General features: G+C 35.8%; 26 protein-coding genes and 1 riboswitch. Of the genes, 9 read left to right on the top strand and 17 right to left on the bottom strand.

Annotation, left to right across the window (positions count from 1 at the left end; translation table 11 throughout):
- Positions 1 to 85: 85 nt before the first annotated feature.
- Positions 86 to 1,294 carry a threonine ammonia-lyase gene (gene ilvA / locus V4762_RS01830; RefSeq protein ID WP_347314064.1) on the bottom strand — a complete coding sequence of 403 codons (1,209 nt, stop codon included), beginning with the start codon at positions 1,292 to 1,294 and terminating at the stop codon, positions 86 to 88.
- A gap of 240 nt (positions 1,295 to 1,534) precedes the next feature.
- Between ilvA and eno the strand changes: the two genes are divergently transcribed.
- The 5 genes from eno to V4762_RS01805 all read left to right on the top strand — a co-directional run bounded on the left by eno (position 1,535) and on the right by V4762_RS01805 (position 8,312).
- Positions 1,535 to 2,830 carry a phosphopyruvate hydratase gene (gene eno, locus V4762_RS01825; protein WP_347314063.1) on the top strand — a complete coding sequence of 432 codons (1,296 nt, stop codon included), beginning with the start codon at positions 1,535 to 1,537 and terminating at the stop codon, positions 2,828 to 2,830.
- A 110-nt stretch (positions 2,831 to 2,940) separates the two neighbouring features.
- Positions 2,941 to 5,091 (top strand): diguanylate cyclase, encoded by a 2,151-nt coding sequence (locus V4762_RS01820; RefSeq protein ID WP_347314062.1) that lies wholly within the window; start codon positions 2,941 to 2,943, stop codon positions 5,089 to 5,091.
- A gap of 28 nt (positions 5,092 to 5,119) precedes the next feature.
- Positions 5,120 to 5,239, top strand: a riboswitch (molybdenum cofactor riboswitch).
- A gap of 179 nt (positions 5,240 to 5,418) precedes the next feature.
- On the top strand, positions 5,419 to 6,402 hold the full coding sequence (locus V4762_RS01815) for an extracellular solute-binding protein (RefSeq protein WP_347314061.1): 984 nt from the start codon (positions 5,419 to 5,421) through the stop codon (positions 6,400 to 6,402).
- Positions 6,403 to 6,475: 73 nt separating this feature from the next.
- Positions 6,476 to 7,216, top strand: coding sequence for an ABC transporter permease (locus V4762_RS01810; protein ID WP_347314060.1), 741 nt, complete (start codon positions 6,476 to 6,478; stop codon positions 7,214 to 7,216).
- A gap of 7 nt (positions 7,217 to 7,223) precedes the next feature.
- Positions 7,224 to 8,312, top strand: coding sequence for an ABC transporter ATP-binding protein (locus V4762_RS01805; RefSeq protein ID WP_347314059.1), 1,089 nt, complete (start codon positions 7,224 to 7,226; stop codon positions 8,310 to 8,312).
- 7 nt (positions 8,313 to 8,319) lie between these two features.
- Here the strand turns inward: V4762_RS01805 and V4762_RS01800 are convergent, their stop codons facing one another.
- Entirely contained in the window at positions 8,320 to 9,021 is a 702-nt protein-coding gene (locus V4762_RS01800; RefSeq protein WP_347314058.1) for an MgtC/SapB family protein, read from the bottom strand.
- 250 nt (positions 9,022 to 9,271) lie between these two features.
- Here V4762_RS01800 and V4762_RS01795 point away from each other — a divergent pair, with 250 nt between their 5' ends.
- The 4 genes from V4762_RS01795 (at position 9,272) to panB (ending at position 10,898) form a co-directional block, all read left to right on the top strand.
- Positions 9,272 to 9,397 (top strand): RCKP-type rubredoxin-like domain-containing protein, encoded by a 126-nt coding sequence (locus tag V4762_RS01795; protein WP_347314057.1) that lies wholly within the window; start codon positions 9,272 to 9,274, stop codon positions 9,395 to 9,397.
- Between the two features lie 121 nt (positions 9,398 to 9,518).
- Entirely contained in the window at positions 9,519 to 9,899 is a 381-nt protein-coding gene (locus V4762_RS01790; RefSeq protein ID WP_347314056.1) for a Fur family transcriptional regulator, read from the top strand.
- A gap of 1 nt (position 9,900) precedes the next feature.
- On the top strand, positions 9,901 to 10,086 hold the full coding sequence (locus V4762_RS01785; RefSeq protein ID WP_347314055.1) for a 2-hydroxymuconate tautomerase: 186 nt from the start codon (positions 9,901 to 9,903) through the stop codon (positions 10,084 to 10,086).
- The gene (panB, locus tag V4762_RS01780) at positions 10,086 to 10,898 is read left to right on the top strand and encodes a 3-methyl-2-oxobutanoate hydroxymethyltransferase (RefSeq protein WP_347314054.1); all 813 of its coding nucleotides are present in this window, start codon (positions 10,086 to 10,088) and stop codon (positions 10,896 to 10,898) included. The genes V4762_RS01785 and panB overlap by 1 nt, the downstream gene beginning before the upstream one ends.
- Here panB and coaE read toward each other — a convergent pair.
- The 15 genes from coaE to V4762_RS01705 all read right to left on the bottom strand — a co-directional run bounded on the left by coaE (position 10,884) and on the right by V4762_RS01705 (position 25,107).
- Positions 10,884 to 11,477: a dephospho-CoA kinase gene (coaE, locus tag V4762_RS01775; protein ID WP_347314053.1), complete on the bottom strand. Its 594-nt coding sequence runs from the start codon at positions 11,475 to 11,477 to the stop codon at positions 10,884 to 10,886. The two genes, panB and coaE, sit on opposite strands and share 15 nt — an antisense overlap.
- 17 nt (positions 11,478 to 11,494) lie before the next feature.
- Positions 11,495 to 13,363: a hypothetical protein gene (locus V4762_RS01770; RefSeq protein WP_347314052.1), complete on the bottom strand. Its 1,869-nt coding sequence runs from the start codon at positions 13,361 to 13,363 to the stop codon at positions 11,495 to 11,497.
- Entirely contained in the window at positions 13,360 to 13,899 is a 540-nt protein-coding gene (locus tag V4762_RS01765) for a hypothetical protein (RefSeq protein WP_347314051.1), read from the bottom strand. The genes V4762_RS01770 and V4762_RS01765 overlap by 4 nt, the downstream gene beginning before the upstream one ends.
- The gene (locus V4762_RS01760; protein WP_347314050.1) at positions 13,896 to 14,513 is read right to left on the bottom strand and encodes a hypothetical protein; all 618 of its coding nucleotides are present in this window, start codon (positions 14,511 to 14,513) and stop codon (positions 13,896 to 13,898) included. Before V4762_RS01760 ends, V4762_RS01765 begins: the two co-directional genes overlap by 4 nt.
- 132 nt (positions 14,514 to 14,645) lie before the next feature.
- Entirely contained in the window at positions 14,646 to 15,005 is a 360-nt protein-coding gene (locus V4762_RS01755; RefSeq protein ID WP_347314049.1) for a hypothetical protein, read from the bottom strand.
- A 34-nt stretch (positions 15,006 to 15,039) separates the two neighbouring features.
- Positions 15,040 to 15,441, bottom strand: a complete 402-nt coding sequence (locus V4762_RS01750) for a hypothetical protein (RefSeq protein ID WP_347314048.1) — start codon at positions 15,439 to 15,441, stop codon at positions 15,040 to 15,042.
- 76 nt (positions 15,442 to 15,517) lie between these two features.
- A complete protein-coding gene (locus tag V4762_RS01745) occupies positions 15,518 to 16,135 on the bottom strand; it encodes a copper amine oxidase N-terminal domain-containing protein (protein WP_347314047.1) in 618 nt (205 codons plus the stop codon).
- Positions 16,136 to 16,318: 183 nt separating this feature from the next.
- The gene (guaA, locus tag V4762_RS01740) at positions 16,319 to 17,866 is read right to left on the bottom strand and encodes a glutamine-hydrolyzing GMP synthase (protein ID WP_347314046.1); all 1,548 of its coding nucleotides are present in this window, start codon (positions 17,864 to 17,866) and stop codon (positions 16,319 to 16,321) included.
- On the bottom strand, positions 17,866 to 19,023 hold the full coding sequence (locus V4762_RS01735; protein WP_347314045.1) for a GuaB3 family IMP dehydrogenase-related protein: 1,158 nt from the start codon (positions 19,021 to 19,023) through the stop codon (positions 17,866 to 17,868). Before V4762_RS01735 ends, guaA begins: the two co-directional genes overlap by 1 nt.
- 53 nt (positions 19,024 to 19,076) lie before the next feature.
- Positions 19,077 to 19,901, bottom strand: a complete 825-nt coding sequence (locus V4762_RS01730; RefSeq protein ID WP_347314044.1) for an NAD-dependent epimerase/dehydratase family protein — start codon at positions 19,899 to 19,901, stop codon at positions 19,077 to 19,079.
- Positions 19,902 to 19,983: 82 nt separating this feature from the next.
- On the bottom strand, positions 19,984 to 20,451 hold the full coding sequence (gene rfaE2 / locus V4762_RS01725) for a D-glycero-beta-D-manno-heptose 1-phosphate adenylyltransferase (RefSeq protein ID WP_347314043.1): 468 nt from the start codon (positions 20,449 to 20,451) through the stop codon (positions 19,984 to 19,986).
- 44 nt (positions 20,452 to 20,495) lie between these two features.
- A complete protein-coding gene (gene rfaE1, locus V4762_RS01720) occupies positions 20,496 to 21,512 on the bottom strand; it encodes a D-glycero-beta-D-manno-heptose-7-phosphate kinase (RefSeq protein ID WP_347314042.1) in 1,017 nt (338 codons plus the stop codon).
- A gap of 31 nt (positions 21,513 to 21,543) precedes the next feature.
- Positions 21,544 to 22,743 carry a DegT/DnrJ/EryC1/StrS family aminotransferase gene (locus V4762_RS01715; RefSeq protein ID WP_347314041.1) on the bottom strand — a complete coding sequence of 400 codons (1,200 nt, stop codon included), beginning with the start codon at positions 22,741 to 22,743 and terminating at the stop codon, positions 21,544 to 21,546.
- Positions 22,744 to 22,790: 47 nt separating this feature from the next.
- Positions 22,791 to 23,897: a glycosyltransferase gene (locus tag V4762_RS01710; RefSeq protein WP_347314040.1), complete on the bottom strand. Its 1,107-nt coding sequence runs from the start codon at positions 23,895 to 23,897 to the stop codon at positions 22,791 to 22,793.
- Between the two features lie 85 nt (positions 23,898 to 23,982).
- Positions 23,983 to 25,107: a S1C family serine protease gene (locus V4762_RS01705; protein ID WP_347314039.1), complete on the bottom strand. Its 1,125-nt coding sequence runs from the start codon at positions 25,105 to 25,107 to the stop codon at positions 23,983 to 23,985.
- Positions 25,108 to 25,183: the final 76 nt, after the last annotated feature.

Here is a 25,183-nt window from a genome sequence, read left to right as displayed (position 1 = left end):
ATCAGGCCAAAGAAAATCAGTTCCAACTAAAATCATTTTTATTCCCAAAATAAACTTTTCCAAAATACAAACTTCAAGCTTAACTTTAAATTAATTTAACTTCGTATAGCTGATTTTCTAAGAGAGTCTTAATTTTATATATATGTTCTCTATCAAATACCTCAAGATCGATAATCACTTCAGCACTGCCTAAATTAATATCCCCTCTTTCTCGGTTATGAAAGACGGATAAAACATTCGCTCCAGAATCAGCCACCAATTGAAGAAGTTTCCACAACGACCCCGGTCTATCTGAAAGGACTACCTTGAAGCTTGCTTTTCTAAAAGACTTCACAAGCCCCTTATTTATAATGCGAGATACCATATTTATATCTATATTCCCTCCGCTTATAACAACAGCAATTTTTTTATTAGAATAATCTTTTAGCCTATACAACAAAGCAGCCACAGATGTTGCGCCTGCACCCTCAGAAATCGTCTTGATTCGTTCCATCAAGACAAGAATAGCATCAGCAATTTCATCCTCATCTACAAGAACTATATCGTCAACATATTTTTTAATTATCTCAAAAGTTATTTCTCCAGGCTTTCCAACAGCTATGCCATCAGCAATAGTGGGAGATCCTCTATAAAAAGATGGCACCCCTGATAAAAGAGCTTCCTTCATAGATGGCATATTCTTAGCCTCTACGCCAATAATCTTTACACTGGGTTTTATCTGTTTGGCTGCGATAGCTATTCCAGAAATAAGGCCTCCACCCCCCACAGGGACGACTATTACATCCACATCTGGCATATCCTCTAATATTTCCAAACCTATAGTGCCCTGACCTGCAATAACGTCAAGATCGTTGTAGGGGTGAACAAAAACCAAATTTTTTTCTTCCTGTAATTTCCTGGCAGCTTCATTTGCCTCATCAAAACTGTCGCCTTGCAATATTACGTTCGCTCCATAACTCTTTGTGGCCTTAACTTTAACAATAGAAGCCTTTGATGGCATTACTATAAATGATTTTACGTTTAACAAGGTAGCGCTCAGTGCGACTCCCTGTGCGTGATTTCCTGCAGAAGATGCTACTACGCCTAATCTCTTTTCTTTTTCAGATAAATTAAAAATTTTATTGTATGCGCCTCTAAGCTTAAATGAACCGGTACGCTGATAATTTTCCATTTTTAGATAGACTCTATTTCCTGTCATACCAGAGAGCGTGTTGCTGTAAGCGAGTTCTGTTTTATATGCTACATTTTTTAGGGTTTCACGAGCAGCTTCTATTTCTTTTTTAGAAATATCCATAAACTCTCCTTTTTACCTTTGTAATTAAAAATATCTTCATATTACAAAAAATTTTATTACAACAGATCGCATTTGTCAAATAATTTTTATTTATTACAAAATATTGTATAAAATTTTTAAACATATAATTTGATAATCTTTAATAAATACCAACCGTAAAGCAAGGACTGCTCAATCTGACTTGACATTAAAATTTTATAGTTTCATACTAATAAAAAATATCTTTTTAGGAGGGATAAAATGCAACAGGGGATAGCATCGATCAAGGCAAGAGAAATATTAGATTCCAGAGGCAACCCTACTGTAGAGGTTGATTGCTTATTAGAATGCGGTATAACAGCTCGTGCAGGAGTTCCATCAGGGGCATCTACCGGTTCTAAGGAAGCAATAGAGCTAAGAGATAACGATAAAAAAAGATTTTTTGGCAAGGGCGTACTAAAAGCCGTCAGCAACGTAAACGAAATAATTGCTCCAAAATTAATTGGCTTAGATGCCACCAAACAAAGACAAATTGATTCTCTTATGATAGAACTCGACGGAACTACTAATAAGGCCAAGTTAGGCGCAAACGCCATACTCGGCGTATCTCTTGCAGTAGCAAGAGCAGCAAGTTATTTCTCAGACCTCCCGCTCTACCAGTACTTAGGAGGCCCAAATGCAAATTTATTGCCTGTTCCATGCATGAACATTATGAATGGCGGAGTTCACGCAAATTGGCAAGGAGCAGATTTTCAGGAATTTATGATTGCACCTTACGGAGCCAATACTTTCAGAGAAGCCTATGAGTGGTGCAGCGAAATTTATCAATCTCTTAAAAGTCTCTTAAAAGAAAAGGGCTACAGCGTGGGAGTAGGAGACGAAGGCGGCTTCGCTCCGCTCGTAAAATCAAACGAGGAACCTTTTGAATTGATGAGCAAAGCAATAGAAAATGCGGGGCTAAAAGTTGGAGAAGAAGTGGGTTTTGCCCTTGATCCAGCCTCAAGCGAATTTTACAAAGAGGGAAAATACATTTTAAGGCGCGAGAAAAAAGAATTAGAACCAGCTAAAATGGTAAAATACTATGAAAAAATCGTAAACAATTTCCCACTTGTGTTATTAGAAGATGGTCTTGCCGAATACGACTGGGAATCATGGAAACTATTGAACAAGGTCCTAGGAGACAAAATCGAGTTAGTTGGAGACGACATATTCGTAACAAATATAGAAATAGTAAAGAGAGGCATTTCTGAAAATATTGCAAACTCAGTCTTGATTAAATTAAATCAGATAGGCACTCTTTCAGAGACCTTTGATACAGTAAGATATGCCCAGAACTCAAAGTGGGGAACGTTCATCTCTCACAGAAGCGGGGAAACTACCGATAGCTTTATCGCTGATTTTACTGTGGCAACTTGCGCTGGACATCTAAAGACAGGCGCACCTGCTAGGGGCGAAAGAGTAGAAAAATACAACCAGTTGCTGAGAATCGAAGAAGAGCTTGGGAAGTCTGCAAGATATGCTGGCAAGAGTGCTTTTATTAGACCCATAAATTTCTAAAATTTATCCTAAATTTAGAAATCCTATCATAATTTTGTGGTAGGATTTCTTTTTTTTTGATATCATAAATATTATGATAAATATAATTAATATACATACCGAAACTTAAATTGGATATAAATTTATTAGATTTATTACAAGATTCATCTTTAATATCCCTTTTTATTTACCAAGAATCTGGCAAAATAGTATATGCAAACCGCTCTTTTTCGAATCTAATAGACAGAGACCTTGATGAGATAATTGGCAAGACATTTTTTGAGTTCATATTTCAGAACAAGAAAGAAAGATTAGAATCAGAAAAAGTTATTGCGAAAAGGCTTTCAGGAGAAAATTTTATAAAAGAACTCTCAGAAGTTAATTTTTTAAGAAAAGACAAAGCCCTAATAAGTACTTATGTAACATCATACACAATTGACTTTCAAGGAAAGAAATCAGGTCTTGTTATAATAATTGACAAATCTTCTGAAGAGTCTTATAAAAAATTATTAACTGCCCTCTTAAAGATAAACCAGCTTATCCAAAATGAAAGAAACAAAGAATCTCTCATCGAAAACGTCTGCAAAGTTCTCGTAGAAGAAATTGGATATTTTATTGCTATTTTTGGCAACATAGATAAAAATATGCTGTTCAAGCCTATTTCTATAAAGACAAAAGACAAAAATATAAGAAAATCTCTTGATATGTTTTTAAAAAACCACAAAATCAGCGTAGACACAAATGCCATATATGGAAGAGGCGCAATTTCTGAAGCATACCATACAAAAGATATCTCATTAAGAGTAGATGTGCTAAGTAATCCAAACCATTCCTATTGGATAGACTTTTACAAAAAACACAACATTGATTCTCTTTGCGCTATACCCATAGTTAGAAATAAAAAAGTTGAATACGTAATCCTGATTCTTGACAATTTCAAAGGCTCATTCTCACTTGAAAACATAAAACTAATAGAAGAGCTAAAAAGAGATCTATCCTATACGTTCGAGAAATTTGAAAAAGATAGACTCTTAGACGTAATGAAATTTGCAATGGATCAAACTCACGAATGGGTCATAATTACAGATAAAAATGCAAATATAGTATTTATAAACGATACCGTCCTCAAAATCTCTGGTTATAAGAAAGAAGAACTGATTAGAAAAAATCCAAATATTTTCAAGTCTGGGCTCATAGAAAATGAAGTCTATGAAGGTATGTGGAATATATTGCGCAACAAAAAAACTTTTAAATATAGGTTTATAGACAAAGCAAAGGATGGTCATATCTTTTTCTTAGACGCAATAATATCGCCTATAATAGAAAACAACGAAATAGAATACTTTATATCGCTTGGAAGAGACATAACTGAATTGGTAAAGTTAGAAGAAGAAGACAAAAGACGGCAAAATCAGTTAAACCTTATGATAAATGGTTTGCCAAACCCAGCATGGCTTATAAAAAACTATAAAATAATTTATCAAAACCAGGCAGCAAAAGACCTCTTTCAATCTCGTTTGGGCGGATATTATTGGAATGAAATATACAAAAGTAAATTTGTTTCAACCAATCAAATAGATGCTTTGCACAATCCAGATAGCACAGATCATGATACGTCTTGCAATTTTTGCCTATTAAATTCAGCTCATAGTGAAGGAGTTGCAAAAAATTGCATAGTTGATTTTGGCGGCAGGTTTTTTGAAATATGGTGGGTGCCAGTAGATGTTGATTTATCGTTACACTATATAATAGACGTTACAAAATATAAGGTTATGGAAAAAGATTTAAAAGACCTCTCAAATACAGATTATCTCACAGGACTACCTAACAGAAGGTATTTCATAGAAAGGCTTCAAGACGAGACAGAAAGATACAAGAGGTCAGGCGTAACTTTTTCCTTAGCAATGTTAGATATCGATCACTTTAAAAAAATTAACGATATATATGGTCACGATATGGGAGACAGAGTATTAGTTGAATTCTGCAATACCATAAAAAATAGACTACGAAAGATTGACACATTTGCACGGTTTGGCGGAGAAGAATTTATGTTGATCTTGCCAAATACGAAAATAGAAAAGGCCGCAAAACTATCCGAAGAATTAAGAGTGTTAGTGGAAGGCATTGATCTAAATAGCATTAGATTTACTGTAAGCATCGGCGTTATCGACGCCTGTCAATCAGATACAGTTGATTCTCTAATAAAAAATGTAGACGATTTGCTATACGATGCAAAGAATTCTGGAAGAAACTGCATAAAGTTCAAGAAATACTGCACATAAGGTTTTACAAAGAACCAATTTTATTATAGAATTATCTAAACTCCGAGTTCTTTTGACCTAAGGCCTTGGGCTAAGGCAAAGAACCACTTAACGGTTGTTTGGGAAACCGAGCAGCCCCCTATTGGAAAGGAGACAATTTTTTATTATGCGCGACTTATTTCTTTTAGTGACTCTATGCCAGAGTTGTTTGCCTCCTTTTTTATCTCACAGCCTCAAGCCTATATCATTTATGCCCCAAATCCTACAGGATCAAAATATTTTCTATAGAAGGGGGGATAGAAAAATAGTATCAGTTTAAAATCTTAGATAAAAAGGAGTGAACTTAATTTGAAAAAGGGTATTGTAGCAATCGTAATTTTGTTATTAGCTGGAGTATTTATCGCAGGATGTGCAACCTCTAATAAGGGGGCAAATCAGCAAACAGAAAAAGTAAATTTATACCTTTATGGGGCTGGAACTTTAGCCAAGCCATTTAAAGAAATTGATGCAGCCTTTGAAAAAAAATATCCGAATGTTTCCATAAAATCTCAATTTGGTGGAAGCGTAAAAATGGTAAAACAGGTCACCGATCTACATCAACCAGGTGATATTATTGCAGTTGCTGACTACAATGTTATCCCTAAGTATATGTTTGGAGAAAACAACCAAACAAAATATACCGATTGGTATATCGGCTTCGTAAACAACTCGATTACTTTTGTCTATACAGATAAAAGTAAATATGCCAACGAAATAAACTCGGACAACTGGTATAAAATATTGTCAGAAAAGGGCGTTCAGATTGGCAGATCAAATCCAAATACTGACCCATCTGGCTACCAAACACTTCAAATGTTAAAACTTGCAGATAGCTATTACAAAGATCCATCAATTTACGAAAAAGTTCTTGCAAATGCGCCAGAAAAAAATATTAGAGACACAGAAACAGAGTTACTGAGCTCACTTGAAGCTGGTCAGATTGACTATCTTGCTATTTATAAATCTGATGCACTTCAGCATCATCTAAAATACTTAGATTTACCAACACAAATCAATCTTAGCGATCCAAAATACTCAAGTATCTATAAAGAGGCATTGGTAGATACGAAAAATGGAGAGCTCCCAGGAAAGCCGATAATATATGCTATAACTATTCCAAATAACTCTAAAAATACTGAATGGGCCATAAAATACGTTGAATTTTTGCTTGGTCCAGAGGGTCAGGCAGTAATGAAGAAGAGCGGATTTGGAGTTATAGAAAAACCATATGCAAATGATACTACTAAGGTTCCAGCAGAACTAAAGCAATTTGTAAGTGAGTGGCCAAAATAGTAAAATGAAAAATATGTTGAACAGCAAGAGGATACATTTTAATTGGTTGTTTTTAAGCTTTTGGTTGTTCGCAATGATAATCTTAGGATTTATATTGTTACCGCTTTTAGAGATGTTATTCGAGCAACCGATTGGTCTCATCTTAAAAGTAGCTCAAATGCCCGACGTTACTAACTCAATAATGTTGAGTTTAGAGGCCTCGTTTATTACTGCAATTATAGCCGCTATCTTCGGAACTCCTCTATCATATATTCTTGCAAGGGGCCAATTCCCCTATAAATCATTGGTTGAGGCCATAGTAAATCTTCCTCTTGCTGTTCCTCATACAGTTGCAGGCATAGCGCTGTTATTTGTTTTTGGCAGAACAGGCCCAATAGGTCGCATAACACAATCTTTTGGGATTAGTTTTTGGGGGACCATATTTGGAATAATAGTTGGAATGCTCTTTGTAAGCTTGCCATACATGGTAAATTCTGCAAGATTGGGCTTTGAAAACGTCGATATCAGAATAGAAAAGGCTGCAAGAACCTTGGGCGCTACAAATAGCCAGGTTTTCTTTCACATATCCCTCCCGCTTGCCTTTAGATCTATTCTAAGCGGAATAGTCCTTACCTACGCAAGATCAATTGCCGAATTCGGAGCAGTTATAATATTAGCATATCATCCAGAGACGGCTCCCGTAAAAATCTATGAGCTCTTTCTCACAGGGGGCTTAAAGCAGTCCTCTGCTGCTGCAGTATTACTATTAATTGTTACTATTTCAACCTTTATATTGTTTCGCTACTTAACCAATTTCAACAAATCGAGGGCATAGACATACAGTGAGTTTTCTTAAGGTCTCAGATATTCAAGTAAAGGTTGAAAAATTTCTATTAAAAAATATCTCTTTTGAATTAAAAAAAGGCCAGATATTAGCAATTTTAGGACCTAGTGGCGCAGGTAAAACGCTTTTATTAGAAACTATTGCAGGCTTTTATATTCCAAATAGCGGCCAGATTTATCTTGACGGCCAGAACATTTCTAAACTGCCAGTAGAAAAGAGAGAGATGGGATTTATGTTTCAAGATTTTGCGCTTTTTCCGCATTGGACAGTCAAAGAGAACATACTCTCACCTATCAAATTCGCAAAAAAATACAAGAAAACAAATCTTGATCCAGAAGAGATAATAAAAATGCTTCACATAGAAAGCCTTTTAGACAGATATCCATCTAATTTAAGCGGTGGAGAAAAACAAAGAGTCGCCCTAGCAAGGTCTTTAATTACGAATCCTAAGATGTTTTTGTTCGATGAGCCTATGTCAGCACTTGATGCTCGCACAAGAGAAGAGCTCAGAGAAGAGCTTTTGCAGATCTTGAAAAAGCTCTCTTTAAGTGCAATCTATGTAACTCACGATCACGTCGAGGCGTTCACTTTGGGAGACCTTGTAGGAATCATTAAAGATGGAAATCTAATTCAAGTTGGAGAAAAAAATCAAATATTTAGAAGGCCAAATTCTAAATTTGTCGCAAATTTTGTAGGAATAGAAAATTTATTTTCAGCAAAAATCCAATTTGTAGAAAATATATCCTCTGATCTTTTTCTTATAAAGGCAAAATTCAACCAACTTGATTTTGAGATACACTCAAAAGAGAGAACTTCAGTCAAAGAAAGTGTGATTCTTTGCATAAGGCCCGAAGATGTGACCTTTTTAGACGAATCAGAAAAAGAAAACCACAACTTAAAAAATATTATAAGCCTTGAAGTTGTAAACGTTGTTCAGATTGATTTCTTTTATAAAATTTTTTTACGAGGCGATATCTCTCTAAAAGCAGTATCTTTAAAAGATACTATCAAAAAGTATAAAATTAAAATAGGCGAGAAAGTAAACGTACATATTGATCCTGAATCTATTCACATCATAAAAGAGTAAACAATCTCTAATGATCTTTAGCCCCCTGGCTCCAATTTACATATTTTACATAACTTGTATGTTTGAGCCTTTCCAGAAGATCCTTTAGATCTTCTTCATTTATGTCGCCTGATAAAATATTAAATATTATTTTACTTTCACCCTCTTTTGACGATTCTATTCTCATATTTTTCACAGGATAGCCCAATTGCCTCAAAAGTTTTCTTGTTACGTTGAAAACCTTATCCTCATTATTGTGCTCTACCCCTGCACATACAGAAATAATAAAATCATTTGCTGTTAATATAGGTAAATTATTTACAGCACCGACCATTGTCCTCAGAAGCGTGTTGGTAAGCAAGATAAAGATAGTAGCCATAGCTGCCGGCATCCATTGTTGAGCTCCAGAACAGGCGCCTACTGCCGCAGAGCACCAAAGAGTAGCAGCAGTATTTATACCCCTTATATTTATGCCTTCTTTCATAATAGCCCCAGCTCCTAAAAATCCTACTCCAGAAACTACATAAGCAACCACCCTTATATCATCGACTCTCCCACCCATACGAAGTCCAAGGTCGACAAATATGGCAGCCCCAAGAGCGACAAGGGTATTGGTCCTCAAACCAGCAGGATGTTGTCGCCATTGACGCTCTACACCTATAAGCGTGCCAAGCACAAACGCAAGAAATAACCCGAAAAATGTCTGTCCCAAACCCATTGTCTGATCCATATTTCACCTCAATTCTATTCAACTTTTTATATTATAGATTTTTAAGCTTAAAGCCGTCTTAAACAAAAACATGTGAAAGGTTAAAACCTTTTAAGAGAAAAAGATATCAGATTATCAATCCAAGGAAAAAATATTGACTAAACTTTATTTATAAATATATAAAGATTTTTAATTGTATTTTAATATAAATAGTTTATCAAAATGATATAATATAAGTGATTATTAAAATTAACAAAAGGAGCTAAGAAAAATGTCGATTTTTAAATGTAAGAAATGCGGCTATACAAAAGAAGGTCGATGCAAGCCAAAAAAATGTCCTGAGTGCAAAGAAGAAAATTCTTTCGAGAAAGTAGAACTTGATAAAGATAAGCAATAATTTTAACTTGTTAAAATTATGTTAAAATCTTTCCATAAGTAGACTCTTTTAAATTAAGAAAGTTTACTTATGTTTGTTAGTCAAAACTTAGAAAAGTATTAAATTTATAAGGAGACATAAGATGAGGATGACGCCACAAAGGAAGGTTATAATAGACATATTAAAGGGCACGAAATCACATCCAGATGCGCTTTGGATTTACCAAAACGCCACAAAGAAGATACCCAGGATGGGTCTTGGGACTGTATACAGGACATTAGACCAGCTTGAAAGAGAGGGAGAAATAAAGAGAATTGACTTCAAGGGAATTGCTCACTACGATGCAAATATTCACATTCATCCGCACCTTCTTTGCTCAAAATGCGGAAAAATAGTCGATATTAGCGAAAGTTACGACTTTGACGTTAATAGCCTTGATCTAAAGGGGTTTAAAGTTGAATCTGTAAATCTGGATATTGTAGGTATTTGTCCTGATTGTCAATTAAAAAAGGAGGTAAACTAGAATGCCCATAGTAACTATAGAATTGTTAGAAGGAAGAACAAAAGAACAAAAAAAGCAGATTGCAAAAGAAATAACTGAAACAATTGTAAAAAATGGAAACGCAAAGCCTGAAGCCATTACAATATTGTTTCACGATCTAACGACTGATGATATTGCAAAGGGTGGAAAGCTTTTATCAGAGAAATAATGGAGAAAAAACTTTATGCACCTGACATAGTTAAGCTAAAGGGCGTTAGGAAATTTTCGATGGTTACTGTATACGATTATACTAGCGCTCTTTTAGTTTCCATGACCGATATTGATACCCTACTTGTTGGAGATTCTCTTGCTATGTTAATGCTTGGCCACGAGAACACTCTTAGCATAACAATAGATGAGATGCTAATTTTCCTTAAAGCTGTAAAAAGGGGCGCTCCGAACAAAATGATCGTCGCCGACATGCCATTTCTTTCATACCAAATTGATATAAAAGATGCTATAGAAAATGCAGGTAAGCTTATAAAAGCAGGCGCTGATGCAGTAAAAATAGAAGGCTTTGAATATCCAATACCTGAGGTTACCAAGAGATTGAGTAGCATAGGCATACCTGTTATAAGTCATCTTGGGTTAACTCCCCAGCATGTTCTAAAATTTGGAGGCTTTAAAACTCAAGGTAACACAAAAGAAGATGCAGACAGAATTATTAGCGCTAGCAAAGAGCTTGAAGATTGCGGTGCATTTTGCATTCTCTTAGAAGCTATCCCAGAAGAGGTCTCAGAAATAGTTTCAAAAGAATTAAGAGTGCCTACTATTGGCATAGGTGCAGGAAAATTTGTAGATGGTCAGGTGTTAGTTTGGCAAGACGTCTTAGGGATAAATCCAAACAGAGTTCCGAAGTTCGTTAGAAGTTATGCAAATATAAAGGATACTATAATCGAGTCCTTAAACAGATATCATTTCGATATCATAAATTCAACCTTTCCATCGTATGATGAAGCTCATCATTTAAAAAGAGTCTAAGAGCTCTATTACCCTTTTTTTTACATCCTCTATATCCTGGCCGCCGTCAATGTATTGAATTGGAACCTTGCACTGATCTATGGGCTTTGATGGTGGCCACTGAAGATTCATTCGAATTCTTGCCTCCTCCTCAGTATAGCCCCTGGTTTTTATCAATCTATTTAATCTAACCTCAAAAGGAGCATCTACAATCCATATTTTATCGAAATTATCTTCCATATTTGCCTCGAATAGTAAAGGAATCTCTACGAATACTGCCACGCTATTATTTGATATTTCATCTAAGCGTTCTTTCACCTTGGGCCATATAAAATCTTCAAGTTTTTTCTTCATTGATTTATCTCTTGAGATGACCAGAGCAATCTGTCGCCTAAGCCTTGGAATATCAAAATTCGTATTTTCTATAGAATAGTCCTTGAACATTTTATAAATCTCTTGAAAATTTTCATTAAAAATCTCTTTGGATATTTCGTCAGCAGAATAAGCATCATAACCTAATTCTCTCAAAAACTTTAATACTTCACTTTTCCCCGCTCCCTGAGAACCAGTAATTGCTACCAAACATCTTTTATTTTTCATAAGCACATCATTAATCATTAAAAGGACAATATGCTCAGCGTTGCCCCAAATGACCAACTTCTACCATTACCATTATCATTTTTTTGATTAATAATATAAAACTCTATTGGGGTAGATGCCATACCAATTGTAAATCTAAAACCTTCACTCATCCTTATCCATGGATAAGGTATTGGAATAGTTTTTGAAAATCCAAAGTAATACTTTGTGTCATAAGGAGCCCCAGACTCACTCCTTGAAAATTCTATCTCTGAAAAAATATAGTCAACTCCCAGTCTGTTAATGATATCTTTTTTGTTTAGAGCATCGGCATACTTTACAAGATAAATATTTCTCGTATCCCAAAAAGCGTTGACAGTCTGACCTCCAGTTCTCAGATTGTCATCAAGACCCCTAAAGTGAATCATCCAATTATTCCCAATATAATAATCTAGATCCAGTCTCAAATTAATCCACGAGTTTCTGCCCACAGTATAGTATGAAGAGTATGCATAGCCGCCAAACCTATTTGAGCTAACTCCGAGTATTACTGGCCTACCTATAGTCGTTTCATATTCAAGATTGGTATTAAGATGTCTATCTGCCCTCATATAAAAGTCGTCGTTTGGATCCAGGTGAATGCTGCCAATTCTTAAATATGTATTCTTTATAAAGTTATCCATTTCTACCATTGCACCTATTTTTTCAAAACCGCCGGTAAAAGACCCTGTATTTGAAGAAAAACTGCTCACACTTCCTCTTTGTGAAGTAAAGTCGAAGTTATCCAACCTTCCATAAAAACCGAGATATTCAGGGTTGTACAAATCTGTTGACTTATAAAGATCCCATCGCCATGCAAAGTGAGGCTTTGTGAACATAATGCTATCAAAGTAGCCCCATTCATAATGAGCATTCTTCGTATCCCAATCTAAGTTGGCCCCAATCAAACCTCTTCTGTCTCTCGATTTGCTATAGTCCAACCTAATATCAGAAGAAATATTTGTAATCACATCATTGCCTATCTTAGAAAGATCTCCCTTATAAGACTTGATTGGGACATGCTGTTCAATATATCCCACAGTGGGATCGGCCTTTCCAAGAACGTATTGATCGCTTATATGCGTATTGTTAAAGTTTGCCCAAAAAGAATAGTCTTGTTTGTGAAGTCTATTCGTGGTGTCATATATCGAACCACCAACCTGTCCAGAATAGTCATAATTAATTACCAGACCTTGATCTGCAGTATCAGACCAGGTAATATTTAACCTTTTAGTAATTATAGGGACAACTCCTAAGACCAGCTTGCCGGGCGTGCTGCCAATCTGTCCTGCCCCTGCAACAGGAATATATATAGTATTTGGAAACAATGTATCCTTTTGTTTTGGAATATTTACATATTCAATTTTTCCATCAGCCATTAAGACAGGAACTTTTGCACCTTCTGCAAGCGCTTTATCTGTAACTCCAACTGGTACCATAAAGCTCTTGCCTGGCTTTTGCATATCCTTATAGGTTATATCAATTGTCTCATTTCCAATTTTTACAGTTTTCGTAATATTTGATTTGGCATCTTTATCTTGATATGTAAAAACTTTTCCATCAATCATAAGAATTTGACCACTTTTTGCGCTGTTTGTATCCATAACCATACTTTCATTGGCATAAGAAAAGTTGCTCGAGATACAAGCGCTGATAGCAAGGAAGAAAAGAGCACATGTAAAAATACTCTTTTTAGAAGTAAAAATTTTCGATTTTGATAAAGAAAACGATTTTAAGATGCTTTCCCTATTATTTGACAAAAATAAACGCAGTTGATACAGTCTCTCTTTAAAAACTACAAAATCAAAAATATTATTGTTTGTGTTTTTACAAATTATTTTTTTATTAAGATTTATATTAAATTTCACGGCTCCTGATAAATAAACCCTTCAAAGAAAATGTGTACATTGTCGTTAGATGATGTCCCCTCAAGAAACACAGCCCGTTTTTTTACTGGAATTTGCTCCAGGCTATTTAATAATTCAAAACCAGATTTTTCCAGGACAGTCTTCGAATCGCTGATAGAAAGTCCCTCAATAGTTGGAATTATCCCCATTACCTCAGCCTCTCTGAGCCTTAAATCCAAGCCCCACTTACCAAATTTATATGACATAAATAAGTTATATCTCTCCAACCTAAGTCCTGGATAATTCTTTTTGATCCAGTCATAAACGTTGTCAATCTTTACAGAATCATTCTTGTAAGCATCCTCCAAAGAATACAATTCTTTAGCAGTACCAAAAACTACTACTATACCGCTTTGTGTCCTAAAGACCACGTTGTCTTCTGGATCTGCATTTGCAAAGTTTTGTGGGATCAAAGTAAAACATATTAGAGTTAAAAAAAGCAATATGCCAAAAATCTTAATATTGAATTTTTCAAAATCCATCAAGTTTATATTCACATCAAATATACCTTACTAAGTTTTTTAAAAAAATTATCGATAAAGGTCTTATAAGATTCGAAATCCGGTGGTGGATCTTGATCTAAAAGGGTCAAGAGATAATACTGCTGAGCCTGATCTACGCCCATATTCATTTTTTCTATCTGTGAATACGCTAATCTTATCATCCTAACCTGTAGCGGCAAAAAATCTAAGCCATAGATACTCGTCTCTTTAACGTTATAAAGATCTGGAAAATATGTTACCCTTTCTAATGCATCCCTAATATCGAGAAAGTGAAGCATTCTTTTATCAACTTTGTCGTTCAAAGCCTTTTCAAAGTCTGGATTATCAATAGGAAGTGATTCATCCTTCAGTCTATGCTCTGCGTTAGTATATGCGGAAAAAAGCTCATTTGGCACATCCTGCGCGTGTCCCAGAATGTACATAGCCTTTACAGAGTCTTCTTCAGAAAGTGACTTCAGTTTAGGCAGGTTACCCCTTGCAAATGTATAAAAATACTTATATGAAAGGTCGTTTGCTTTTGCGTCCCAGATCTGGACAATTTCTTGTGATAAGTTTACAACATCAGCATATGCTGCTCTGTGAAAGGGTAGAAAATTAACTAATGACAAAGAAACAAATAAAAAGTTAGCAAAAAATAAAAGAAAGAAAATCTTTCTAAAAATTAGCAAACTATTAATTTGACATATTTTGTTATTTTTAAACCCTTTACACTTTAAGATATCTTATACTCCCCAAAATAGTTATTTTCTAATGTCAATATATTCACTTGATCCAAATTTTCCCTTCAGTTCTTTTTGAAGAGCCTCATTTTTAGCTTGAAGCTCAGAAACCCTTCCTTGTAACTGAGAAATCTGCGATAAAAGCCCTTGTCTTTCATTTTGCGAAAGCTGATTTTGATTCTGAGAAACATTTTGTTCATTTGCTGGTAACTTACTTCTAAGTACATTATTTTCTTTTACTAGCTCAGAAACCATTGCCTGACTTTGTTGGAGCTGCTGTTCAAGATTATTTGACGAAACTTCCTGCGGTTTAAAATACGCAATAGACAACAGGGCTACAAATACAATTACCAACATAAACGCAAAGTCAATAAATGGCATAAGAAAGGTGATGCGCCTCTTTGGAGAAGCCATTTTATGAAAGTCTTGCCGAAACAGCCGACAAAATTACCGATATCAAAAGACCAGTAATTGTCGCCTCAATCTTGATAGAAACGCCATAACCTACCATCTCAACATTGTGAGCAGCAATAGCAGGACCAATAACCTGACCCAAACCAAAAAGAGTTACAACAAGACCTAAGCCTTGAGCTACTCCGCCCATTGTAATAAGTTTTTCCTGCGGAATTTCTTTAGAGATAAGACCCGCCCAAGCAGCCCCCACAGGAACAATCGCAGCCCAAACAGTACTTCTTGCCACAAAATAAACTAACGGGGCCACAATTAAAAGCAAAAACAATATCATTACCAGATCGATTCTTGCCTCAATAAAATCTGTCAAGCCCGACCTCTTGGCGTTTAAGCTTCCTTCTTTCATTCTTTGAATTTCACCTTTCATCAATTAATTTTATAATATTAAAATTTTAACAGAAAACAACGATAAATTAATATTTTTAAGAATTTTTATTTTTTAACCATTCTTTGAACATCGTAAAAAATAAAAACAACAATCCAATAAACCAAAGTAACGGAATCCCGTACTCGATTACTGGAGGGTTAGGCATATTAAGGGACACGCCGCTTGGAGTCTTTGTTTGAGCTTGTTGATTTTTACTTAAGCCAATGTTTATTGTACCGTTACCCTTTTCGACGCTTGCACCTAAATTTAGTGCAGTTAGCTCTAGCGGCACCATAGTTCTGTCTTGGTAGATAAATGCAGGAGCAAGCATCTTTTCGTCTTTACTATTAACATTTACAAGAGAGCTTTCTATGAAAAATTCTATGCTTTTGCCATCTAAGGAAACCTTAACAATTCTATGCTGCTCATCCCAGGTCACAGTTGCATTCATTGCCTCAGATACAAATCTAACGGGGACATAAACCAAACCGTATCTGACCACGGGAGGGACATCGCTCTTTACTTCCTTGCCATCAACTACAATCTTTAAGTCCTTAGCTACGCTTATGTTTGCATCCAATATTTTTGAAGCACCCACTGGCGTCTCATTTTGAGCAAAGGCATACGGCATCATTAACAATAACAAAATAAAAATAAAAAAAGTTCTTTTCATATTTTCTAAAAACCCATAAAACTTTCCATAATTTTCTTACTCCCTATATAAAAATATGTTAATATTATACATTATTTTTTATCAAAAAGATAATTATTAAACAGAAAAATCATCAGAATAATTCTATCATATTTTAGATAATCAATTTTTTGATGATATAGTTATATTTCACCCTGAAACTATTTATTCCCACTCAATTGTTGCAGGCGGTTTTGAAGAAATATCATATACCACTCTGTTCACTTCATCCACTTCATTTACAATCCTTCTAGAGATCCTGTCAAGCAAGTCGTATGGAATTCTCGCCCAATCAGCAGTCATTGCGTCATCGCTCGAAACAATTCTAAGAACCACAGGATAAGAATATGTTCGCTTATCGCCCATAACTCCCACGCTCTTTATTGGCAACAAGACTGCAAATGCCTGCCATACATCTCTATACAAACCTGCGTTAAATATTTCCTCTCTTACAATTGCATCCGCATCCCTAAGTATCCTTAATTTTTTCCTGGTTATTTCCCCTATCATTCTTATTGCAAGACCTGGACCAGGGAAAGGGTGTCTATAAACTACTTCATCTGGTAATCCCAGCTCTAATGCAAGGGTCCTTACTTCATCTTTAAAAAGGTGTCTAAATGGCTCCAGAAGCTTGAATTTCATATCATCAGGGAGGCCTGCTACGTTATGGTGAGACTTTATTCTTACAGCCTTACCTCCGACACTTACAGCGCTCTCAATTACGTCAGGATAAAGAGTTCCCTGGACTAACCATCCAAATTCTCCAAGTCCCTTTATCGCATCTTCAAAAGTTCTTATAAACTCTTCGCCAATTATTTTTCTTTTATGCTCTGGTTCAGAGACGCCTTCTAACTTTGACAAAAATCTTTCTCTTGCATCAATAAATTTCACATTTAAGCGAAATTCTTCACCAAATATTCTTTTTATATCTTTATTTTCATTCTTTCTCATAAGCCCTGTGTCAACGTAAAAACATGTTAAATTTTCGCCAATAGCCTTATGCACAAGAACCGCCGCGGCACTTGAGTCTACTCCGCCGGACAATGCGCAAATCACCTTTTGGTCGCCCACCAACTCTTTAATTTTAGAGATGGAATCTTGGACAAATGTCGCCATAGACCATGTGGGCTTTGCCTTACATATATTAAAGACAAAATTTCTTATAATTATCTGACCCTGTTCGGTATGAGCTACCTCAGGATGAAATTGCACAGCATAAATGCCCTTCTCACGCGAACAAACGCTCGCAAACTTTTTGTTTTCAGTCAAGGCCGAACAGCTAAAACCCTCTGGAAGAACTTTTACTTCGTCTCCGTGACTCATCCATACATTAATTTCATTTGTTATATTTTTAAAAAGTAAATTGTCATCTTCAAACTTTATTTTTGTTCTGCCATATTCATGTTTCAAACCCTGCTCTACTTGACCGCCAAGCTGATGCGAAATTAGCTGCATTCCATAGCATATACCTAAAATCGGTATGCCTATATTCAATATCTCTGGGTCCATCCTTGGGGCGTCCTCATCATAAACAGAATTGGGCCCTCCTGATAGAACAATACCTTTAGGGTTTAGCTTCTTAAGCTCTTGAGCACTTATGGTTGGTGGAAATAGCTCTGAATATACAGAGCACTCCCTTATCCTTCTTGCTATAAGTTGACTATATTGTGAACCAAAATCTATTACTGCTATAAAATCATTATCTGAAAACATTATTTGCCCATCCCAAGCTTTTGGGCTTTTTGATAAACTTTTCCTTCAGTAAGGAGAGATGGTGCAACTATTACTTCCACATTGTGTAGCTCTTTAATGGTCCTTACTCCAAGCGTTGACAAGGATAAGACCATAGCACCCGCTATATTGTGACATCCATAATCAAATCTAGCAGGACCCACAAGAATTTCTTTAAGGGTTCCCACTGTTCCCACTCTTATTCTTGTTCCTCTTGGCAACACTCCATTCGGTGTGGCCATTCCCCAGTGGAATCCCATACCTGGGGCCTCTTGTGCTCTCGCTATAGGTGAACCTATCATAACAGCATCAGCACCAACCGCAAGGGCCTTGATCATATCGCCAGAATTTACCATACCTCCATCAGCTATTATCGGTACATATCTTCCAGTTTCATTAAAGTACATTTCCCTTGCTGCAGCAGCTTCACTTATAGCGGTAGCCTGAGGCACTCCAATGCCTAAAACCCCTCTTGTAGTACAGGCAGCGCCTGGGCCAACTCCTATCAAGACAGCGCTCGCTCCCTGTCTCATAAGACCGATAGTTGAAGAAAACCCTACTGTATTTCCTACAATTACCGGAATTTCCATCATAGAACAAAAATCTTTTATGTCTAAAATATTACCCTTACTGCTTATATGTTTTGGCGCAATTACGGTCGCCTGGAGAACAAATATGTCTGCGCCAGCGTCCTTTGCAATCGGCCCAAACTCGGCGGCAGTCTGTGGAACAGATGAAACTGCAGCTATGGCACCATGAGACTTTATTTCTTGGATTCTTTTCACTATCAGATCTGGTTTAATTGGCTCTTCATAAAGTCTTTGCATAACTGTCACAAAATCATCTGTAGACGCTGCGGCAATTTCTTCAAGAACAGGAAGGGGATCGTCATATCTCGTTTGAATACCTTGAAGATTTAACACTCCTAAAGCCCCATGTCTTGAAAGTTCTGCCGCTATAAATGGGTTAACAACTGAGTCCATTGCAGATGCTACAACAGGAATACCAAATTCATAACAACCAATCTTTACAGATATATCTACATCTTCTGGATCGATAGTTCTTTCTGTTGGCCTCAAAGCAATTTCGTCAATACCATATCCTCTTCGGGTAACCTTAAACTTCGAAATTTCTTCCACTTAGAATTCCTCCTCAACCGAGATTAAGTTTTTTAATATCTTACATAATTTATCTATTTTGAGCAAACATTTCCCTGAAGTAGCATTTTCAACGTGACAGTGTTTAGTGGCACGAAATTAAACCTATCTCCCAAAAAAGCAGCCATTTTAAACAAAAACAACGGAGCAGGAATAAACAATACATTTTTTCCAATAATCTTTGCTATATATTTTATAAGCTCCTTAAAGCTCATTTCTTCCTCACCACATATTTTTATAATGCTTGACTTTGATTTATTGTTTAGAACATTTTCAGCAGCTTCCACAATTTTCGCTGCAACAACCTCAACCTTAACTGGAGAAAACCTTACATCTATATTTGGTATTGGAAATATTCCCAAACTCAACGGAAAAGAAAGATCTCTCACAATTCCTTCATCTTTCCCAACCACTATTGATGGCCTTATAATTGCGTATTTTAAACCACTTGATTGAAGTTTTTCTTCAGTCATATATTTATATCTAAAGTAGTCGGTAATATCTTTGCCTAATTCTACTCCATTTGCGCTCATTTGTATTAGAGGAATATTTTTATCGAAATCCCTAATAGCTTCTATCAAGTTAATTGCTGCGTCATAATGCATAGCTTTAAAGGTAATGCCTCTATCAGGTATTTCTTTTATTATCCCTACAAGGTTAATTACAACATCGGGCTTAGATTTCAGAGCTTCTTTAACAGAATTTGAATCCAATATATCGCCTTTCACATAATCAATGCCCTCTTCATCTGAAATTTTTCTTTTATGAGAGAAGACCACGACGCTATGGCCATTTGCAATAAGAGCGTCTAAAACTTTTTTTCCAATAAATCCAGTGCCTCCAAAAATTAATACTTTCATTCTCACCTCAGATAAAATTTATTATTCTATATTAAAAAATTTAAAGAATAATTGCAAATAAGTTAAACTAAATTTAGTCTTCTTAGAGCCTTTTTATCTTATCCAAAATGTTTGTAGTAGAAAAATCTTTGTAGAATGGAAATATTACAACTTCACCGCCATATTGGCGTATAACCTCAGTTTCTGGCAAATCTTCCACTTTATAATCTCCACCTTTAACGTGAATAGAAGGCTTTAATTTTTTAATAGATGGGATAGGAGTGCTGTCATCAAAGATAAAGCAATAATCTACAAATCTAATGCCTGCCACTATAGAAGCTCTTTGCTCTTGACTGTTTATAGGCCTCGAATCGCCCTTCAGGGCCCTAACAGAACTATCAGAATTTATACCAACTATCAAGTAATCCCCTAAGGATTTTGCAAATTCAAAAAGTCTAATATGTCCCTCATGAATTACGTCAAAACAGCCATTGGTAAAAACAATCTTGCAGCCCTCTACGGCCGAGACAATTTCATCTAAAGTTTTATATACATCAGATATTTTTTTCAATATGCCAACCTTCCTCTAAATTGAAAAAGATTTAATTAACAATTTTAACTTTTAGAGTTAGAAACAATTTTTTTATAGAGATCTATAATTTCTTCTTCTCTAAGATATCTTTCAATTTCATGAACGCTTGTAGTTGAAGTACCAACCTTTCTAACCACTATTGCAGCTGCCACATTTGCTAAAAAAGTTGAATGAATCATATCAAATCCAGACATCAATGACAAGGATAATACAGCAGTTACGGTATCTCCCGCACCAGTTACATCGTATACCTCGCTTGAAAATGCTGGAAAGTTAATAGTCACCTCATCAGTAAAAAGAGAAATTCCATCTGCACCCCTTGTAATATGAACAGCTTTGCTGCCCAATAGTTTCAAGAGTTCATGACCAGATTGAACGATATCTTCTTCATTTGTTAATTTTCTATCAAAAATAGTCTCAACCTCTTTAAGGTTTGGAGCAACCGTCGTAAAACCTTTAAACAGAAGATAATTTTTTGCTTTTGAGTCAGCCACACAAACTCTATTATCGATTGAGCTTACTAAAAATTCTATCACTTCTTTTGTAATTATTCCTTTTCTATAGTCAGAAACTACTATTGCTCCGCAGTCGGGTATTTGCTGCTTCAATGAGCTAATTACATCCTGCAATTCAGTATCATCTATATGATCTGAGTCTTCGTTGTCAACTCTGAGAACCTGTTGTTTTCTGGCAATCAATCTAAGTTTTCTTGTTGTAGGTCTTCTTTTAGATATGACGATACCAGAAGTGTCTATATTTGAATCTGATAAGAGTTTTTTTAGCTTTTTAGCCTCAAAATCATCGCCAACAAGACCTACAATGGAAACGTTTGCGCCTAAGGATGTCAAGTTTCTTGCCACGTTTGCAGCTCCGCCAAGTCTATATTCGCTGCTAAGGTATTTTAATACCGGAACAGGAGCCTCAGGAGAAATTCGTTCCATATCTCCAAACCAATACTCATCCAGCATAATATCGCCAATTACTAAAATCTTCTTCGACGTATTAAATTTCAAAGGGAAAGTGCTAATTTCGGGAATCATTAAAATAACCTCTCTGATATTTAAATATTAATTAATAAGCTTTTTTCTTGACAAATAAGATAATCTTTTTGATAGCGCTAACTACATCTTCTACGTCTTTTTCGGTAATATTTGCTCCCATCGGAATAGAGAAAATTTGTCTACCAACCTTTGTTGCAATTGGAAAATCAGCCTCTTTCAAAGAGTACTTATCTTTATAATATCTTTGCTGATGAAGAGGCAGATAATGAATTCCCGTTCCAATATTTTCGTGCTTTAAGGCATCCATCATAAAATCTCTTGAAATGCCTTCATCGACTAGTTTTAAGATAAAGAGGTGATAGGATGGTCTTCTCCTATCGAATGAGTACTCAATAGGTTCTATTTCGTCAATTTCTGAAAACCTTTTAATATACATATTTGCAACTTCATCTCTAATTTTCCAATATTTCTCTATCTTTTCTAATTGTTTTATGCCCAAGGCCGCTTGAATATCGGTCATATTATACTTAAAACCAGGCTCGATTACCTCATAGTGCTTAAAACCTTCAGAAGAGTATCTCTTCCAGGCGTCCCTCGATATTCCATGAAGAGAGAGAATTCTTCCTCTTTCATAAAATTTGTCGTCTTTTACTACAAGCATCCCACCTTCAGCAGTAGTTATATTCTTGGTGGCGTAAAAGCTATAACTGGAAAAATCGCCATAATGAGAAATTTTTTCACCATCCCATTCTGTTTCAATAGCGTGAGCAGTATCGTTAATCCAAATTAAACTGTGTTTTTTCACAATTCTATTAATTTTTTCAATATTACAAGAATTGCCAGCCATATGAACAGATATTATTGCCTTAGTGTTATCATTTATTTTTGATTCAATTAGATCTTCGTCAAAATTGAGATCTGACTCTTTTATGTCGACAAAAACAGGTTTTGCACCACAATGTTCAATAACATTTGCGCTTGACGCAAAGGTTAGAGTAGTTGTGATGACCTCATCGCCCTTCCCAACTCCAGCAAGCGCAAGAGAAAGAGAAAGACCTGCTGTACAAGAATTTAAAGCAATGCAATTTTTTGAACCAATATATTCGGAAAAACTCTCCTCAAACTTTTTTACCCTTGGGCCAGTCGATATCCAGCCAGATCTTAAAGCGTCGACAACCTCAGCAATTTCATCTTCTTCAATTCTTGGCTTACCAAAAACTAAAAAACTCTCTCTTTGTGGTTTTCCGCCTTCCAATGCAATCTTATTCAAACATTCCTCCTAATTTTTCTATAGAAATCCGATAAGAAATAGATTATTTACTCTCTATTTAATAACGATTTATATATATCAAAATATGAACTTAACATTTTATCAAGCGAGAAATTTTCAATAACGTGATTTTTCCCATTCTCGACTAACTTAATTATACCTTCATCCTTACTGTAAAACCTAAGAAAAAATTCTTTCATAGAAGAGTATATTGACTGAGAGTCAGGATTAATTAGAAATCCCGTTTTGTTGTTGATAATTATCTCTCTTGTTCCAGCGATATCAGTTGCAATTACAGGAACCTCCATCAAGAGTGCTTCAATTAAAACTGTTGGCAAACCTTCCTTTTCGATCGAAGAAGAAACATAAAGATCAAAAGAGCACAACAGCTCAACCAAATCGTCTCTCCTGCCAAGAAAGATCACATCACTTTCAATTGCCAAATCTCTTGCCAAAGATTTAAGCTCAGTAAACAGCTCTCCATCTCCCACTACCACAAGAGAGATAGCTCTATCTTTAAAATCTTCTTTAATTTTCTTAAAAGATTCAAAAAGGATCTTGTGCCCCTTCATTGCCGACAACCTTGCAACAATACCTACACAAAATGTTTCGGGGCTAATGCCAAGTCTTGATTTGGCCTGATCTTTTTCAATTCTTTTAACAAAATAATCATCAAAGTTAATCCCGTTGTAAATTTGGCAAATATTTCCAGAAAACCCTTTTTTTACCAAGTCTTCCTGAACAGATTTCGAACATGCCACTACGACGTCCGAATTTAAAAAATACTTTATAGAACTTACCTTTTGCGCGCTCGAAACAACCCTTACATTGGAATGTTTTTTTGCCATTCCTGCATAAAGGGCAGCTCTTGAAAGCTGAGAGTGAACGATATCTATCTTATTGCTCTTTATAATATTGATAAGCTTAAAATACGAAAATGGATCAAAAAAACCTTTAAACTTAATAGGAATAATGTTAAAGGCTGGCTTTTCAGCCAGCCCAATTCTGTAATCATTTAGAAAGTCATACGTATAACCAGCATTCGGCATAGCTACAATACTTTCTATTCCAAACTTTGACAAGCCAGACACAAATTTTGCGAAAGTTTTCTGCCAGCTTAGCTCGCCTTCGTTTAATAGATGTAAAACCTTCATAATTTATTTAAGATCACGCATTGAAAATATAAATATCTCTTGAATTGCAATCCAGCATCAATCAATCACAAAATTAAACATTGGATCAATATTTCATATTCTCAGGTCTCGGTTCCAGGGTCACAGGCACATCGATAATCTTGCCCGATCTAAACAGGGTAATATGAACCACGTCTCCAACCTTGTGCGTAAGAATGATATTTGGCAAAGAATAGACATCAACCTCAGTATTATCAATCTTCAAAATCACATCTCCTGGAAGTATTCCAGCATGCTCTGCAGGAGAGCCAGGCATAACCTTTGCCACATATACGGCTGCATTTTGTTTAATGCCCATCTGGCTTAGCTGATATTGATCTACTGGCAGCATATCAATACCCAAATAAGGATGTGTCACCTGATGATTGGTTATTAGCTGATCCAAAATATTCTTCGCAGTATCAATTGGAATTGCAAAGCCTATACCCTGCGCATAAGGAATTATAGCAGTATTAATGCCTATTACCCTTCCATTTATGTCTACCAGAGGCCCTCCAGAGTTTCCTGGATTAATTGCGGCATCTGTCTGGATAAATGGACCAGCGCTGTAAGTAGATGTTTGAACCTTTCTATCAAGAGCGCTAACAATTCCAAGAGTCACTGTGCCCGAAAAGCCATAGGGGTTACCTATTGCAATAGCCCACTGTCCTAATTGGAGGTCAGAAGAAGACCCCAGCTGTGCAGCAGGAAGCCCGGTGGCATTTACTTTAACCACAGCCAAATCTGTAACAGGATCGGCTCCTAAAACCTCTCCATCAAATTTCCTACCATCAGAAAGAGTCACCTTCACTTTGGTAGCGTTTGCAATTACATGGTTATTGGTGAGAATCAAACCATCGCTCCTAATAATAACACCAGATCCAAGACCTTCCTCAGGGATAGGTTTCATTGGAATCCCAAAAAAGTCAGATATTGGATTCTTTACATACATTAGGGTGTTTATCTGTACAACGCTTGGCATAACCTTTTTAACAGCCTCTACAACAGGAGAGTCAGTTGACATATCGATAGCTGCCACCGCTGTAGAGGGTGATACCTTTACAGGCGGTCTAAATGCTGGAAAAGCCCATATAGCACCAAGGACAAGCATACCTCCAAAACACGCTGCAACAAAAAAGAAGATAGACTTTGCAAGCATTTCTCTAAATTTATTTCCTTTTTGCTCGTACATAAAAACCTCCCTTTTGGATATTCTGAAAATAGAAAATATTTTAAATGTTATATATTAGAAAAATATTATAATTATT

It is taken from the genome of Thermodesulfobium sp. 4217-1 (genome assembly GCF_039822205.1).
GTDB lineage: Bacteria > Thermodesulfobiota > Thermodesulfobiia > Thermodesulfobiales > Thermodesulfobiaceae > Thermodesulfobium.
Note: the sequence above shows the minus strand (reverse complement) of the source record. Positions and strands in the feature narration are given on the sequence as shown.